Origin of the sequence: Actinomycetospora sp. NBC_00405 (genome assembly GCF_036044095.1) — a bacterium.
Lineage (GTDB): Bacteria > Actinomycetota > Actinomycetes > Mycobacteriales > Pseudonocardiaceae > Actinomycetospora > Actinomycetospora callitridis.
In genome coordinates this window covers 1,210,377-1,225,855 of record NZ_CP107938.1, presented here as the reverse complement: position 1 = coordinate 1,225,855, position 15,479 = coordinate 1,210,377, and the positions used below count along the sequence as shown (strand labels likewise).

At 75.6% G+C, this 15,479-nt stretch carries 16 protein-coding genes; 15 read left to right on the top strand and 1 reads right to left on the bottom strand.

Translation table 11 applies throughout. The features are described from left to right. Positions 1–11: 11 nt before the first annotated feature. The 12 genes from OG774_RS06000 to aroB all read left to right on the top strand — a co-directional run bounded on the left by OG774_RS06000 (position 12) and on the right by aroB (position 12,645). Positions 12–1,433: a replication-associated recombination protein A gene (locus tag OG774_RS06000; protein ID WP_442873949.1), complete on the top strand. Its 1,422-nt coding sequence runs from the start codon at positions 12–14 to the stop codon at positions 1,431–1,433. 177 nt (positions 1,434–1,610) lie between these two features. Continuing rightward, positions 1,611–2,384 (top strand): hypothetical protein, encoded by a 774-nt coding sequence (locus OG774_RS05995; protein WP_328307596.1) that lies wholly within the window; start codon positions 1,611–1,613, stop codon positions 2,382–2,384. A gap of 156 nt (positions 2,385–2,540) precedes the next feature. Further along, complete coding sequence (locus OG774_RS05990; protein ID WP_274194976.1) at positions 2,541–2,936, top strand: DUF948 domain-containing protein; 396 nt, start codon at positions 2,541–2,543, stop codon at positions 2,934–2,936. Continuing rightward, positions 2,933–3,235 carry a hypothetical protein gene (locus OG774_RS05985; protein WP_274194975.1) on the top strand — a complete coding sequence of 101 codons (303 nt, stop codon included), beginning with the start codon at positions 2,933–2,935 and terminating at the stop codon, positions 3,233–3,235. Before OG774_RS05990 ends, OG774_RS05985 begins: the two co-directional genes overlap by 4 nt. Before the next feature lie 51 nt (positions 3,236–3,286). Continuing rightward, on the top strand, positions 3,287–5,959 hold the full coding sequence (gene alaS, locus OG774_RS05980; protein WP_328307593.1) for an alanine--tRNA ligase: 2,673 nt from the start codon (positions 3,287–3,289) through the stop codon (positions 5,957–5,959). A 19-nt stretch (positions 5,960–5,978) separates the two neighbouring features. Then, positions 5,979–6,428 carry a Holliday junction resolvase RuvX gene (ruvX, locus tag OG774_RS05975; RefSeq protein ID WP_328307591.1) on the top strand — a complete coding sequence of 150 codons (450 nt, stop codon included), beginning with the start codon at positions 5,979–5,981 and terminating at the stop codon, positions 6,426–6,428. Continuing rightward, positions 6,425–8,050: an endolytic transglycosylase MltG gene (locus OG774_RS05970; RefSeq protein WP_328307589.1), complete on the top strand. Its 1,626-nt coding sequence runs from the start codon at positions 6,425–6,427 to the stop codon at positions 8,048–8,050. Before ruvX ends, OG774_RS05970 begins: the two co-directional genes overlap by 4 nt. A gap of 2 nt (positions 8,051–8,052) precedes the next feature. Next, positions 8,053–8,919: a shikimate dehydrogenase gene (locus OG774_RS05965; RefSeq protein WP_328307586.1), complete on the top strand. Its 867-nt coding sequence runs from the start codon at positions 8,053–8,055 to the stop codon at positions 8,917–8,919. Between the two features lie 240 nt (positions 8,920–9,159). After that, entirely contained in the window at positions 9,160–9,792 is a 633-nt protein-coding gene (locus OG774_RS05960) for a prepilin peptidase (RefSeq protein WP_328307584.1), read from the top strand. A gap of 27 nt (positions 9,793–9,819) precedes the next feature. After that, positions 9,820–11,046: a chorismate synthase gene (aroC, locus tag OG774_RS05955; RefSeq protein ID WP_328307582.1), complete on the top strand. Its 1,227-nt coding sequence runs from the start codon at positions 9,820–9,822 to the stop codon at positions 11,044–11,046. Beyond that, the gene (locus OG774_RS05950) at positions 11,043–11,570 is read left to right on the top strand and encodes a shikimate kinase (protein ID WP_328307580.1); all 528 of its coding nucleotides are present in this window, start codon (positions 11,043–11,045) and stop codon (positions 11,568–11,570) included. The genes aroC and OG774_RS05950 overlap by 4 nt, the downstream gene beginning before the upstream one ends. Then, entirely contained in the window at positions 11,560–12,645 is a 1,086-nt protein-coding gene (aroB, locus tag OG774_RS05945; RefSeq protein ID WP_328307579.1) for a 3-dehydroquinate synthase, read from the top strand. Before OG774_RS05950 ends, aroB begins: the two co-directional genes overlap by 11 nt. Before the next feature lie 108 nt (positions 12,646–12,753). Here the strand turns inward: aroB and OG774_RS05940 are convergent, their stop codons facing one another. Then, entirely contained in the window at positions 12,754–13,128 is a 375-nt protein-coding gene (locus OG774_RS05940) for a hypothetical protein (protein WP_328307577.1), read from the bottom strand. A gap of 243 nt (positions 13,129–13,371) precedes the next feature. Between OG774_RS05940 and OG774_RS05935 the strand changes: the two genes are divergently transcribed. The 3 genes from OG774_RS05935 (at position 13,372) to efp (ending at position 15,478) form a co-directional block, all read left to right on the top strand. Continuing rightward, positions 13,372–13,668 (top strand): hypothetical protein, encoded by a 297-nt coding sequence (locus OG774_RS05935; RefSeq protein ID WP_328307575.1) that lies wholly within the window; start codon positions 13,372–13,374, stop codon positions 13,666–13,668. Positions 13,669–13,760: 92 nt separating this feature from the next. Continuing rightward, a complete protein-coding gene (locus tag OG774_RS05930; protein WP_328307571.1) occupies positions 13,761–14,900 on the top strand; it encodes a M24 family metallopeptidase in 1,140 nt (379 codons plus the stop codon). Between the two features lie 14 nt (positions 14,901–14,914). Beyond that, on the top strand, positions 14,915–15,478 hold the full coding sequence (efp, locus tag OG774_RS05925; protein ID WP_274194964.1) for an elongation factor P: 564 nt from the start codon (positions 14,915–14,917) through the stop codon (positions 15,476–15,478). Position 15,479: the final 1 nt, after the last annotated feature.

Below are 15,479 nucleotides of genomic sequence, written 5' to 3'. Positions count from 1 at the left end.
CGGTGCGCCGCGTGAGCGACGACGGGCTGTTCGAGGTCGAGGTGCCGGAGGCGCCGGTGACGGGCCCCGATCCCAGCCGAAGTGATCTACGCCGCCCGGTGACGCGCGGTGTGGTCGACGACCGCCCCGCCCCCACCAGCGGGGACGGGACGCCGCTGGCGGTCCGGATGCGCCCGGCGAGCCTCGACGAGGTCGTCGGCCAGGACCACCTGCTCGCGCCGGGGGCGCCGCTGCGTCGCCTCGTCGAGGGTGCGGCGCCGGCGTCGGTCGTCCTGCACGGGCCGCCCGGGACGGGCAAGACGACGCTCGCCCGCCTGATCTCCCAGGCCACGGGCCGCGCGTTCGAGGCGCTGTCCGCGCTCAACGCCGGGGTCAAGGAGGTGCGCGGGGTCATCGAGGTCGCCCGCCGCCGCCTGGCCGCCGCCGAGCCCCGGCGCACGGTGCTGTTCATCGACGAGATCCACCGGTTCTCGCGCACCCAGCAGGACGCGCTGCTCGCCGCCGTCGAGGACCGCGTGGTGCTGCTCGTCGGCGCCACCACCGAGAACCCGAGCTTCTCGGTCGTCGCCCCGCTGCTGAGCCGCAGCCTCGTCCTCGGCCTGCACGCCCTCGACGACGAGGCCGTCGGGCTGCTGCTCGACCGCGCGGTCGCCGACCCGCGCGGGCTGGGCGGCGCGGTGACCCTGGACCCCGACGCCCGCGCCCACCTCGTGCGGCTCGCCGCGGGCGACGGCCGCCGCAGTCTCACCGCGCTCGAGGCCGCCGCCGACGCCGTGGGGAACGCCGGACCGCTGACCCTCGCCGACGTCGAGCGCGTGGTCGACGAGGTCGCCGTCCGCTACGACCGTGCCGGCGACCAGCACTACGACGTGATCTCGGCGTTCATCAAGTCCATCCGCGGCTCGGACCCGGACGCCGCCCTGCACTACCTCGCGCGCATGATCGTGGCGGGGGAGGACCCGCGGTTCATCGCGCGCCGCCTCGTCGTCCACGCCAGCGAGGACATCGGGCTCGCCGACCCGACGGCCCTGCCGGCCGCGGTCGCCGCCGCCCAGGCGGTGGCCCTGATCGGCCTGCCCGAGGTGCGGATCAACCTCGCGCAGGTCACGATCCACCTCGCGACGGCCCCGAAGTCCAACGCCGTGATCACGGCCATCGACGAGGCCATGAACGACGTCCGCCAGGGCGCCGCCGGGCCGGTGCCCCCGCACCTGCGCGACGGGCACTACGCGGGGGCCGAGGCCCAGGGGAACGCGGTGGGCTACGTCTACCCCCACGCCGACCGCGCCGGGGTGGTCGCCCAGCAGTACCCGCCCGACGAGCTCGTGGGCCGCGACTACTACCGCCCGGCGGGCCGGGGCGACGAACGGAACCGCGGCGAGCGGCTCGCCCGTCTGCGCGAGGTGGTGCGGGGAGGCGGGCCCGAGCGGTGAGGGCCCGCAGGTGCGCCCCCCGGAAGCACCCGTGGCCCGCATCGCTGCGAGCCCGCCTCGTCGTAGCCTTCCCTCTGTGATCCCCGACGGTTCGCGACTCGGCGTCCGCCGCTGTCCCGGACACCGTCCGGACGCCCATGACGTGCGACGACGCCGGCGGCCCGGACAGGCCGCGCGGTGAGCCCCGGCGACACCCCCGCGCAGTTCTGCGCCGACTTCCTCGGCGCGATGCAGCGCCGCGGCGTCTCGTTCCGGCGTGCGGAAGGGCTCTCGGGCTGGGGGAAGTCGACGATCGCGGCGGCGACGCGCGGGCCCGGGCTGCCGAACGTCGACCTCGTCACCGACGTGCTCGCCGCGATCGGTGTCGGGGCGGCCGACGTCGAGGGCTGGCGGACCCGCCACGAGGCGCTGCGGGACACGGCTCCCGCCGTGCCGCCGGAGCCGGCGCCGGAGCCCGAGCGCGCCCCCGGGGCCCCGACCGGCCCGCGCACCACCCGGCGGCGCATCGAGATCGCGGTGGTCGCCGTGCTCGCCGTGCTCGTCGTCGGCCTCGCGACCGCCCTCGTCGTCGTGCTGGCGAGCCCACCGGCCGTCGAGACCCGCACCGTCGTGGTGCAGAACAAGGTGGCGATCGGGGAGGGACAGCTGGTCGAGGACCGCACGCCGTCCTACCTGGGGGAGCGGCCCGTCGCGCGCTGCGCGAACGTGCCCGGCTGCAAGATCCCCGGCACCGACGTGGGGACCGGTGCCACGTTCGTCGCGGTCTGCCAGCTCACGGGCGAGTCGATCACCAATGCCGACCTCACGTCGACGAGCATCGGGCAGAACCCGAACGCGGCCGTCTCGGAGCTCTGGCTGGGCGCGCGGACCCCCGACGGGCGGGTCGGCTACATCTCCGAGGTCTACCTCGCGCCGGCCTACCGCGGGGGCCTCGGACTGCCGCCCTGCTGATCACTGGGCTGATCCCGTCCCCCGGAGAGGTCCGGACGGCGCACGGTAACCTGCCGCCACCTGCGCCAGGTGTCGGCCGACGACCCCGCCCTGTGGGGTGGTGTCGCCGGGCGGCGGTCCGGGGACCTGTATCGCACCCAGCACCGAGGAGGACCCGTGTCGGTCGGCCAGATCGCGGCGATCATCGCCGCGGTGGCGTTCGTGATCCTGGTGGTGCTGCTCGCCATCCCGTTGATCAAGCTCGGTCGCACGCTCGACGAGGCCACGATCGCGATCCGCAAGACCCACGAGGGCACCGAGCCCCTGCTCTCCGACGCCGGAGTCACGCTCACCACGGTCAACACGCAGCTCGAGCGCGTCGACGGCGTCACCGCCAGCGCCCAGGCCGTCGCGGCCAACACCAAGGCGCTGAGCACGCTGTTCACCGCGACGCTCGGCGGCCCGCTGGTCAAGGTCGCGGCGCTGTCCTACGGCGTCCGCAAGGCCCAGCAGGCCCGCCGGCTGAAGAACGCCCCGCCCCCGAAGAAGTCGAAGCGGAGTGCCCGCGCATGAAGCGTCTGTTCTGGGTCGGTGTCGGGGTGGCCGTCGGGGTCACCGCGACCCGCAAGGTCAACGAGATCACGCAGAAGGCCACGCCGGCGGGGATCGGCACCAGCCTCGGCGAGGGGCTGCGCGAGCTCGGCGCCGGGCTCGGGGCGTTCGGCGCCGAGGTGCGCGCCGGAATGAACGAACGCTCCGAGGAGCTGTACGCGATGGTGGAGGACACGACGGAGATCCCGGTGCGGCCCGAGCCCGCCTCGGACGCCCGTCACGCGCGAGCGCCGCGGCGGGGAGCTTCGCACGCCCGCTGAGGCCCCCGCGCCCGCTCACCCCCACCCGCATCGCTGCGAAGCAGGACAGACGTGCAGACCCACGAGATCCGCCGACGCTTCCTCGCCCACTTCGAGAACGCCGGCCACACCCCCGTCCCCAGCGCCTCGCTGATCCTCGACGACCCGACCCTGCTGTTCGTCAACGCGGGGATGGTCCAGTTCAAGCCGTACTTCCTCGGCGAGGCCCCGGCGCCCTACGACACGGCCACGTCGATCCAGAAGTGCGTGCGCACCGGGGACATCGAGAACGTCGGCCACACCACCCGCCACAACACGTTCTTCCAGATGGCGGGCAACTTCTCGTTCGGTGACTACTTCAAGGAAGGCGCGATCCGGCACGCCTGGACGCTGGTCACCGGCACCCTGGAGGACGGCGGGTTCGGCTTCGACCCGGAGCGCATCTGGGTCACCGTCTTCGAGAACGACGACGAGGCCGAGCGCCTGTGGCAGGAGGTCGCCGGCCTGCCGCCGGAGCGCATCCAGCGCCGCGACGGGCGCGACAACTACTGGGACATGGGCATCCCCGGCCCCGGCGGGCCGTGCTCGGAGATCTACTACGACCGCGGTCCCGAGCACGGGCTCGAGGGCGGCCCGGTGGTCGACGAGGACCGGTACGTCGAGATCTGGAACCTCGTCTTCATGCAGGACATCCGCGGGGAGGCCAGCCCGAAGTACGGGGCCGCCCCCATCGGCGAGCTCCCGCAGAAGAACATCGACACCGGCCTCGGCGTCGAGCGCGTCGCGTTCCTGCTCCAGGGCGTGGAGAACGTCTACGAGACCGACCTGCTGCGCCCGGTCATCGATCGCGTCCAGGAGCTCTCGGGCCGCTCCTACGACGAGGGCACCGAGGAGCAGGGCGTCCGTTTCCGGGTCATCGCCGACCACGTCCGCACCGGCGCCATGCTCATCGGCGACGGCGTCGTGCCCGGCAACGAGGGCCGCGGCTACGTGCTGCGCCGGCTGCTGCGCCGCGTCGTGCGCAACGCCCGGCTGCTCGGCATCACCGAGCCGGTGCTCGTCGACCTCGTCGGGGTCGTGCGCGACGCCATGGGCCCCTCGTACCCGGAGATCGTCACCTCCTACGCGCGGATCGCCGCTGTGGTGCGCCGCGAGGAGGAGGCCTTCCTCGCCACGCTGGCCACCGGCTCGCGGATCTTCGAGTCGGCGGTGTCCGACGTCCGGGCCTCCGGCTCGACGACGCTGCCCGGGTCCAGCGCCTTCGCCCTGCACGACACCTACGGCTTCCCCATCGACCTGACGCTGGAGATGGCCTCGGAGGCCGGGCTCTCGGTCGACGAGGGCGCCTTCCGCTCGCTGATGGACGAGCAGCGGTCCCGGGCCAAGGCCGACGCCGCCGCCCGCAAGCACGGCGGGGCCGACGCCGGCGCCTACCGCGAGGTCCTGGAGCGCACCGGCCTCACCGACTTCCTCGGCTACTCCGACCAGCGCGCCGACGCCACGATCGTCGGGCTGATCGTCGACCACGTCGGCGTCCCCGCCGCCACCGAGGGCGACGAGGTCGAGGTCATGCTCGACCGCACCCCGTTCTACGCCGAGGGCGGCGGCCAGCAGGCCGACACCGGACGGCTGTTCGGCGACGGGTTCACCATCGAGATCACCGACGTGCAGACCCCGGTGCCCGGCCTGTCGGTGCACCGCGGTCGCGTCCTGCACGGCGAGGCCACCCGCGACGCCCCGGTCTCGGCCCAGATCGACGTCGACCGCCGCGCCGCGATCTCGCGCGCGCACACCGCGACGCACCTCGTGCACGCCGGGATGCGCAAGGCCCTCGGCGACTCCGCCGCCCAGGCGGGGTCGCTCAACGCCCCCGGCCGTCTGCGGTTCGACTTCACCTCGCCGGAGGGCGCTGTGCCGGCCAGCGTGCTCGCCGACGTCGAGGACGAGGTCAACACCGTGCTCCTCGGCGACGACGAGGTGCGCGCCTTCGTCACGTCGATGGACGAGGCCCGCAAGCTCGGCGCCGTCGCCCTCTTCGGCGAGAAGTACGGCGACGCCGTGCGCATCGTCGAGGTCGGCGAGTACTCCCGCGAGCTCTGCGGCGGCACCCACGTGGGCCGCTCGGGGCAGCTCGGCCTGGTCAAGCTGATGGGCGAGGGCTCCATCGGGTCCGGCGTCCGCCGCGTCGAGGCCCTCGTCGGCATCGACGCCTTCCGGTTCCTGGCCCGCGAGCACGTGCTGGTCAACCAGCTCGCCGAGCAGTTCCGCGCCCAGCCCGAGGAGCTGCCCGAGCGCATCGGCGGAGTCGTCGACCGCCTGCGCGCCGCGGAGAAGGAGCTCGAGACGATCCGGGCCCGCGAGGTGCTCTCCTCGGCGGGGTCGCTCGTCGACGGCGCCGAGGACGTCGGCGGGATCGCGCTCGTCGCCGCCCGCACGCCCGAGGGCGTCGGCGGGGGCGACCTGCGCTCGCTCGCCGGCGACGTGCGCGGGCGGCTGCAGGCCCGGCCGGGCGTCGTCGCCCTCTTCGCGCCCGACGGGGACAAGGTCTCCTTCGTCGTCGCCACCACCGAGGGCGCCCGCGAGCGCGGCCTGGGCGCCGGCGACCTGGTCAAGGCCTTCGCGCCCGCGGTGAACGGCCGGGGCGGCGGCAAGCCGGACCTGGCCCAGGGCGGTGGGAGCGGTGTCGCCGGGATCGACGACGCCATCGGCGCCCTGCGCGCGGAGGTGGCCCGCGCTGGCGGCTGACAACGGCCGGCGCCTCGGCGTGGACGTCGGCAGCGTGCGCGTGGGCGTCGCCCTGTCCGATCCCGGCGGGGTGCTCGCGACACCGCTCGTTACCCTCGATCACGATGAATCGGCCGGCGCCGACCTGGCCCGGCTGGTGGCGCTCGTCGACGAGCACGAGGTGGTCGAGGTGGTCGTGGGGCTTCCCCGCACGCTTGCCGGACGCGAGGGTCCGGCCGCGCAGAAGGCCCAGGACTACGCGACGGCCCTGCGCGGGCGCTTGTCCGCGGCGGGGCGCGACGTCCCGGTCGTGCTGTCCGACGAGCGCCTGACCACCGTCACCGCCATGCGCACGCTCTCGGACCGGGGTGTGAAGGGCCGCAAGCAGCGCAAGGTGATCGACCAGGCCGCGGCCGTCGGCATCCTGCAGGGCTACCTCGACGCCCGCCGCGCGCGTCCCGCCGGCGGCGTGACCTCGGAGGACACGTGACCGGACGTCACGGGCGGCCGGACGCGCCGGAGAACGGGACGCCGTCCGGGCGCCGGATCGTGAAGATGTCGGCGTCCACCCAGCGGCCGGGGGTGCGTGCCGGACGCCCCGTGGCCGGGCGCGGGCAGACGACGGGACGGCCGGTCGTCGCGCGGCCCGTCGACCGCTCTGCCGACCGATCTGCCGACCGCTCTGCCGACCGCTCTGCCGATCACGGGGACGCCGAGACCGAGCGCCACTACGCCTCGGCGTGGCTGCGCCCCGAGCAGATCGAGCGCGACGCGGCCGACGCCGACGCCCAGACCGACGTCGCCGGGACCGCGGTCGGCGCGTACGCGACGGATCGCCCGGTGGGGCGTGGGTCGGACCGTCGCGACCCGGAGCCCGACCCGGAGCCGGCCGAGCCCGAGGCGGACCCCGGCTGGCTCCTCGGCGACGACCCGCCCGCCCCGAGGGGCGACGCGCTCACGGAGGCCCTGCCCCAGGGGCGCGAGGAGCGGCCACGCCGACGTCTGCTGTGGCCGGGGATCGCGGTGCTGCTGGTCGTCGTCCTCGCCGGCGGGGTCTTCTTCGCCCGCGACCTGCTCCCGATCGTCTTCCCACCCGACTACGACGGCCCCGGCACCGGCCGGGTCGTCGTCGAGGTGTCGGACGGCTCGTCCACCCGCGAGATCGGCGAGCAGCTCGTCGCCGACGACGTCGTGGCCTCGGCCCGGTCGTTCGGCGACGCCGCCGAGGACAACCCGAACGGCCGGGGCATCCAGCCCGGCTTCTACGAGCTGCGCCGCCAGATGTCCTCCGCCGACGCGGTCGAGGCCCTGCTCGACCCGGCCACCCGGGTCGGCCGCCTGGAGATCCGCAGCGGGGTGCAGCTCGACGACACCGTCGGCGCCGGCGACTCCACGGTGCCCGGCGTCCTGTCGCTGATCTCGCGGGCCACCTGCACGGTCGACGACGCCGGCGCCGAGCGCTGCGCGTCCGTGGCGGACCTGCGCGCCGCCATGGCCGACACCGACCCCGCCGAGCTCGGGGTGCCCACCTGGGCGCTCGACGGGGTGCGGCGCGCGGAGCCGGCGCGCCGGCTGGAGGGTCTGCTCGCTCCCGGCACCGTCGACCTCGCACCGGGGATCGGCGCCCGGGAGGCGCTGGAGCAGGTGGTGCGCGCGTCGGTGCCGCGGATCGAGGCGTCCGGTCTCGTGGAGGAGGCCGAGGCGCGCGGGGTGCCGCCCTACGACGCGCTGATCGTCGCCTCGCTCGCCGAGCGGGAGGGCGTCGCGGCCGACTTCGGGAAGGTCGCGCAGGTCATCTACAACCGGCTCGCGGTCCCGATGCGCCTGCAGTTCGACTCGACGGTGAACTATCCCCTCGACCGCCAGACGCTCCTGACCAGCCCGTTCGACCGCGCCCGGCCCGGTCCGTACAACACGTACCTCAACCTCGGGTTGACCCCGACCCCCATCGGCGCCGTGAGCCCGGAGGCGCTGCGGGCGGCCCTCGAGCCGACGCCCGGTCCGTGGGTGTACTTCGTGAAGTGCCAGACCGACGGCATCTCCTGCTTCGCGGTCGCCCCGGAGGAGCACGACGCCAACCGCCGCCTCGCTCAAGAACGAGGGGTCTACTGACCGTGCGCGCCGCTCTCCTGGGATCGCCGGTGGCGCACTCCCGCTCCCCGGTCCTGCACCGCGCCGCCTACGCCGCGCTGGGCCTCGACGACTGGACCTACGAGGCCGTCGAGTGCACCGCCGAGGAGCTGCCCGGCTGGGTCGCGGCCCGCGACGCGTCGTGGGCGGGCCTGTCGGTGACGATGCCCGGCAAGCGCGCGGCTCTCGAGCTGGCGTCGAGCGTGACCCCCCGGGCCCGGCGGGTCGGGGCGGCCAACACGCTGGTGCCCCGGGACGGCGGCTGGATCGCGGACTGCACGGACGTCGACGGCATCGCCGGCGCCCTGCGCGCGGCGCGGGTCCGCGACTTCCCGAGCATCGCCGCGGGCATCGCGGACGTGGTCGTCCTGGGCAGCGGGGCCACGGCGTGCGCCGCGATCGCCGGCGTCTTCGAGGTCGGCAGCGAGTCGGTGACGCTGGTGGTGCGCGACGTCGCCCGGGCCGCCGGCACCCTCGCGGTGGCCCGCGCCCACGGCTTCCACCGCCGCCCCGTCACCTGGGACGACCTCGACGTGGGCCACCTGGTGACGGCCAAGTCGCTGATCAACACCACCCCGGCCGACGCCCTCGAGCCCGGGCTGGCCCAGCGCATCGTCGCGGCGCTGCCCCCGTGGTCGGTGGTCCTCGACGCGGTCTACCACCCCTGGCCGACACCCCTGGCCGCGGCCGCTGCGGCCCGGGGCCTGCCCGTCGCCACGGGCCTCGACATGCTCCTGCACCAGGCGTTCGGCCAGGTCGAGCAGTTCACGGGCCGGCCCGCGCCGCGCGAGGCGATGCACGAGGCCCTCGCCGCCACCACCGACGTCACCCTCCTGCCGCTGCCGGGCTGAGCGCGCGCAGGTGTCAGCCTGGGGGCCACGCTCACGTCAGACGTCAGGAAGCCCCCCGCGTGGCTCGGCGGGCCTGGCCTCCTCCGCGCGAGATGCTTCGGAAACCGCAGCGTGCGCGGCGCTGCCGGAAGGGCTCGACCCTGCTCGCTGCTCCGTCCGCCGTCCCCATCCTCCGGACGTGTCCACAGACCCCGAGACGGTGCGTGACGGGGGTGGACGGGCTGCTCCAGGCTCGACGGCGTGGTCATCGGAACGGTCCTCGCCGCGGTCCTCGCAGCGGTCCTCGTCGCCGGGTCCGCGGGCGCTCTCGCGGGGGTGGGCGTGCGGGCCGTGCTCGCGCGGGTGCGGCGCGGGGTGCTCGTCCCGGTCCTGCCGACCGCCGGGGCGCTGGCGGCGCTCTGGGCCGCGCCGGCGGGCGTCGTCGCCGCCCGTCTGGCGCCCGCGACGTGGCTCCCGGCGTGGCTGGTCCTCGGCGTGCTCGTCGTCGCCGGCAGCGCCACCGATCTCGTCGCCCGGCGCCTCCCGGACGCCGTCACGGTGCCGGGGGCGGGGCTCGCCCTCGCCGCCCTGGTCCCGCTCGGTGCCGGGCACCTCGTCGCGGGCCTCCTCGGCGCCGTCGTCCTCGGCGGGGCGTTCGCCGCGGTGCACCTCGCCGCCCCGGGCGCGCTGGGGGCGGGCGACGTCAAGCTGGCTCCCGCGCTCGGCGCGCTCCTGGCCGCCGCGTCCTGGGGCGGGCTGGTGGCGGCCCCGGTGCTGGCCGCCGTCGGGGTCCTCGTCCTCGTGCTCGCCGGTGGTGCGCGCCGCGTCCCGTACGGTCCGCCGCTGCTCGGAGCGGCATGGCTCACCCTCGCCGCGACCGTGATCGCCCGATGACCGTGGGCGACGTGAAACGATGGGCCCGTGTTGCGGTGGCTGACGGCGGGAGAGTCGCACGGAGCGGCGCTCACGGCCGTGCTCGAGGGCATGGTCGCGGGCGTCTCGGTGAGCTCGAAGGAGGTGTCGGCCGAGCTCGCCCGGCGGCGTCTCGGCTACGGCCGTGGCGCGCGGATGAGCTTCGAGGCCGACGAGATCGAGCTCTCCGGGGGCCTGCGGCACGGGCTGACGATGGGCGGCCCGGTCGCCATCCGCATCGCCAACAGCGAGTGGCCGAAGTGGGAGACGGTGATGTCCGCCGACCCCGTCGACCCGGTGCTGCTGGAGGGCCGCGCGCGCAACGCCCCGCTGACGCGTCCGCGTCCCGGCCACGCCGACCTCGCCGGCATGACGAAGTACGACTTCGACGAGGCCCGCCCGGTGCTCGAGCGCGCGAGCGCCCGCGAGACCGCCGCCAAGGTGGCCCTCGGCGCGGTGGCGAAGGCGTTCCTCGCGCAGGCCCTCGGCGTCGAGGTGCTCTCGCACGTGGTCAGCCTCGGGACGGCCGACGCGACGCCGGACGTGATCCCGATGCCGGGCGACGGCGAGCGCATCGACGCGAGCCCGGTGCGCGCGGTGGACGAGGCCTCCACCGCGCGGATGGTGGCCGAGGTCGACGCCGCCAAGGAGGACGGCGACACGCTCGGCGGGGTGGTCGAGGTCGTCGCCCACGGGCTGCCCGTGGGCCTCGGGTCCTACGTCCAGGCCGACCGCCGCCTCGACGCCCGCCTCGCCGCGGCCCTCATGGGCATCCAGGCGATGAAGGGCGTGGAGATCGGCGACGGGTTCACCACTGCGCGCCGCCGCGGCTCCGCCGCGCACGACGAGATCCTTCACGGTTCCCACGACACGGGCGTCGCCCGGTTCACCAACCGCGCCGGCGGCATCGAGGGCGGCATGACCAACGGCGAGCCCCTGCGGGCGCGCGTGGCCATGAAGCCGATCTCCACGGTGCCCAGGGCGCTGCGCACCGTCGACGTGGTCACCGGCGAGGGCACCACCGCGCACCACCAGCGCTCCGACGTCTGCGCCGTGCCCGCGGCCGGCGTGGTGGCCGAGGCCCTGGTCGCGCTCGTGCTCGCCGAGGCGGCGCTGGAGAAGTTCGGCGGCGACTCGCTGCGCGAGACCGCCCGCAACGCCTCGGCCTACGTCGCGGCGATCGACCCGCGTCGCCACGTCGACACCGGGGACGTCGACGGCGCGGGCCTGCCGTGAGCCCGGTCGCGGTGCTCGTCGGGCCCCCCGGGGCGGGCAAGACGACCGTGGGGACGCTGCTCGCCGAGCGCCTGGGCGTGCCCTTCGCCGACAGCGACGCGCTGGTCGAGGCGACGGCGGGCCGGGCGATCAGCGACATCTTCCTCACCGACGGCGAGCCGGTGTTCCGCGCGCTCGAGCGCGACGCGGTGGCCGCGGCGCTGGCCGACCACGACGGCGTGCTCGCGCTCGGCGGGGGAGCGGTGATGACCGAGGGGGTCCGCGAGGTGCTCGACGGGCACCCCGTGGTGTTCCTCGGCGTCGGGCTGGCCGTCGGTGTCCGCCGCGTCGGCCTGTCGACGGCGCGGCCCCTGCTCGCCGGGGTCAACCCGCGCGCGACGTTCTCCGCGCTGCTGCAGGAGCGCCTGCCGGTCTACCGCTCGGTGGCCCGCCACGAGATCGCCACCGACGACGTGAGCCCCGACGACGTCGTCGACGCCGTCCTGGCGGCCCTGCGCGCGGAGGTGGGCGACGGTGCCCGCTGAGCAGGTCCTCGAGCGCCTCCACGTCGCCAGCGCCGCGCCCTACGACGTCGTCGTCGGCCGCGGGATCACCGGCGCGGTCGCCGAGACCCTCGCCGGCACCGCGACCGTCGTCGTCTGCCACCAGCCCGCCGTCGCGGGCGTGGCTGGCGCGGTGCGCGACGCCCTGGAGGCCGCGGGCACGCGCACCCACCTGCTCGCCCTGCCCGACAGCGAGGACGGCAAGGACCTCGCCACGGCCGGCGCCTGCTGGGAGGAGCTCGGCCGCCTCGGGGTCACGCGCTCCGACGCCCTCGTGGCGGTCGGCGGCGGCGCGGCGACCGACCTCGCCGGCTTCGTCGCCGCCGCCTGGATGCGCGGCGTGCGGATCGTCCACGTCCCGACGACCCTGCTCGCGATGGTCGACGCCGCGGTCGGCGGCAAGACCGGGATCAACACCGGCGCGGGCAAGAACCTCGTCGGCGCCTTCCACGAGCCCACCGCCGTGATCGCCGACCTCGACACCCTCGCCACCGTCAGCCGTCCCGAGCTCGCGGCGGGCATGGCCGAGGTGATCAAGACGGGGTTCATCGCCGACCCGCGGATCCTCGAGCTCGTCGAGGCCGATCCCGAGGCGGCGCTGGACCCCGCCGGCGACGTGCTCGGCGAGCTCGTCGTCCGTTCGATCCGGGTCAAGGGCGACGTGGTGGCGGCGGACCTGCGCGAGTCCCACCTGCGCGAGATCCTCAACTACGGCCACACCCTCGGCCACGCCGTCGAGCGCCGCGAGCAGTACCGCTGGCGCCACGGCGAGGCGGTGTCGATCGGGCTGGTCTTCGCCGCCGAGCTGGCCCGCCGCGTCGGGCGCCTCGACGACGCGACGGCCGACCGGCACGCCGCCACGCTCGCGTCCGTGGGGCTGCCGGTGACCTACCCGGCCGCGGCGTTCGACGAGCTCGCCGACACCATGCGTCTGGACAAGAAGTCCCGCGGCGCCCTGCTGCGCCTCGTCGTGCTCGACGGGCTCGCGCAGCCCGGGCGCCTCGAGGGCCCCGACCCGGCCGACCTCGCGGCGGCCTACGCGGCCCTGGCGAGCTGAGCCCCCGCGCCCGCCCGAGGAGCGAGGGTCACCCCCGCTGCGTCCTCCGCAGTCGGGGCGTCCCTCGCTGCCACGAGGGCCGGGCCGGGCCGGTCCGGGTCGGGCCGCTCAGGACGTGGGGCGCCGCAGACCGAACTTGCGGCGCGAGGGCTGCTCGGGCGCGGGCTCCTGGTCCGGCACGGCCGCCTGGCTGCCGGTGTCGTCGAGCGGGCCGCCCGGCATCGGGAAGGCGGGCAGGACCGCGACGACCGGCGGCTCGAGCGACTCGGGCGCGTCGGACGTCGGCCGCTCGCGGGCGGGCGCGCTCGCCTCCTCCCCGAACGGCGAGGAGACCGGCTCGGCGGGGCGGGCGGTCGTGCGCACCGTCGACACCCGCCGCTCGCCCGCCAGGCGGGGCGCCTCGGGCATGCGGTCGCGCTCGGCGAGCTCCGGGCCTGCCGCGGCGGGCACGCGCTCGGGCGAGCGACGCCCGGGGGTGCGCACGCCGGGGACGGACGGTCCGGGCGCCGGGCGGGGGAGGGCGTGACGCCGACGCGGGCCGCCGCGCGGGCCGCGGCCGCCGCGCGGTCGTCGCCGGCGGAGGCGCCGGAGGGGCCGTGGCGCTCGAGGCCGGCCTGTCGCGCGACCTCGTCGTCGTCGGCGTCGAGCATCGGGTCGTCGGCACCCTCGCCGTGGCGGCGCATCGAGAGCCAGCCCAGGCGCGACCCGAGGAACACCGCGGCGAGGATGAGCAGCGCGGTGAACGAGGCGCGCCCGACGAGCGCGGCCTGGAGGTCGGCGACGCCGGTGTCGTCCACGAAGGACGCGAGCAGGATCCAGCTCAGCAGCCCCGCCGCGGGTGCGGTGGCGAGCGCCGTGATGAACCACGTCCACTCGGGCGGGCGCCGGTCGAGGACGATCTCGGCACCCACCCAGCCGATCACCACGGCGACGACGACCAGGAGCAGCACGATGCTCCACAGGCTCGACAGATCGGGGGCCGAGGACCGCAGCGCGACGAACAACGCCTCGGCCACGCCGTAGACGACGGTCAGCACCAGCGTTCGGAGCACCCAGGGACGCACACCGACACCGTACGAGACCCCTGTCACCCGTCCTCACCTAGGCTGACGGGCGTGGAGCCCACCCGTCCCGAACGGGCGCCGGGCGGGCACGCCCGGCGCCGCGACGCGCTGCGTGACCTGCTGCGCGGGGCGGATCTCGACGCCCTGCTCGTCACCGATCTGGTCAACGTCCGCTACCTGACCGGCTTCACGGGGTCCAACGCCGCGGTGCTGGTGCACGCCGGCGACGACGCCGACCGGGGCGAGGACCGCACCGTCCTCGCCACCGACGGCCGCTACACCCAGCAGGCCGCGCACGAGACGCCCGACCTGCGCGTCCTGGTCACCCGCGCCTGCGCCGCCGGACTCCTCGGGGCCGACGGGGAGCACGGCGCGGTCGGCTTCGACAGCGCCCACGTCACCGTCGACGGCCACGCCGAGCTGACGGCGGCGCTGACGGCAGGGGAGCTGCGGCGGGCCCCGGGCCTGGTCGAGACGCTGCGGGCGGTGAAGGACGCGGGCGAGGTGGACGCGCTGCGCCAGGCCTGCGCCGCCGCGGACGTCGCCCTCGCCGGGATGATCGCCGCCGGCGGCCTGCAGGCCGGGCGCACCGAGCGGGAGGTGGCCCGCGACCTCGAGGAGCGCATGCGCGAGGCGGGCGCCGAGGGCCCGTCGTTCGACACCATCGTCGCCGCGGGCGCCCACGCCGCGATCCCGCACCACCGGCCCACCGACGCGCCCCTGGCCGACGGCGACCTGCTGACCATGGACTTCGGCGCGCTCGTCGACGGCTACCACTCGGACATGACCCGCACCCTGATCGTCGGGGAGCCCGAGGACTGGCAGCGCGACCTGCACGACCTCGTCGCGGAGGCCGCCGCCGCCGGCCGGGCGGCCCTCGCGCCCGGGGTCGCGACCCGCGACGTCGACGCCGCCGCGCGCGACGTCATCGTGGCCGCGGGGTTCGGCGAGCACTTCGTCCACGGCCTCGGGCACGGCGTCGGCCTCGTCATCCACGAGGCTCCGGCGGTGTCGTCGACCGCGACCGCTACCCTGGAGGCAGGGATGACGGTCACCGTCGAGCCGGGGGTCTACCTGGCCGGGCGGGGCGGGGTCCGGATCGAGGACACGCTCGTGGTCACCGACGACGGTGCCGCCGCCCTCACGCAGAGCCCCCGGGACCTGGTTCCCCAGTCCCGAGACGAACCGTAGGAGAGAGCGTCACCGTGGCGACCACGAACGACCTGAAGAACGGCCTCGTGCTGCGGATCGACGGCAACCTCTGGACCGTCACCGAGTTCCAGCACGTCAAGCCCGGCAAGGGCGGTGCCTTCGTCCGCACCACCCTGAAGAACGTCATGACCGGCAAGGTGGTCGACAAGACGTTCAACGCCGGCACCAAGGTCGAGACCGCGAACGTCGACCGCCGCGACATGACCTACCTCTACCGCGACGGCGCCGACTTCATCTTCATGGACGCCGCGGACTACGAGCAGATCCCGATCCCCGAGCAGACCGTCGGCGACCAGGCCCGCTTCCTCCTGGAGAACCAGGAGGTCCAGGTGTCGTTCAACGACGGCGCCCCGCTCTACATCGAGCTCCCGGCCTCGGTCGAGCTCGAGATCACCCAGACCGACCCCGGCCTGCAGGGCGACCGCTCCACGGGTGGCACCAAGCCCGCCACCGTCTCCACCGGTGCGGAGATCCAGGTCCCGCTGTTCCTGGAGACCGGCACGAAGGTCAAGGTGGACACCCGCGACGGGCGCTACCTGGGCCGCGTGAGCAGCTGAG

Coding starts and splice junctions, on each gene's coding strand:
- OG774_RS05985 (WP_274194975.1), top strand. CDS start 2,933: ATGAAGCGTCTGTTCTGGGTCGGTGTCGGGGTGGCCGTCGGGGTCACC.
- OG774_RS05935 (WP_328307575.1), top strand. CDS start 13,372: ATGAGCAGCGCGGTGAACGAGGCGCGCCCGACGAGCGCGGCCTGGAGG.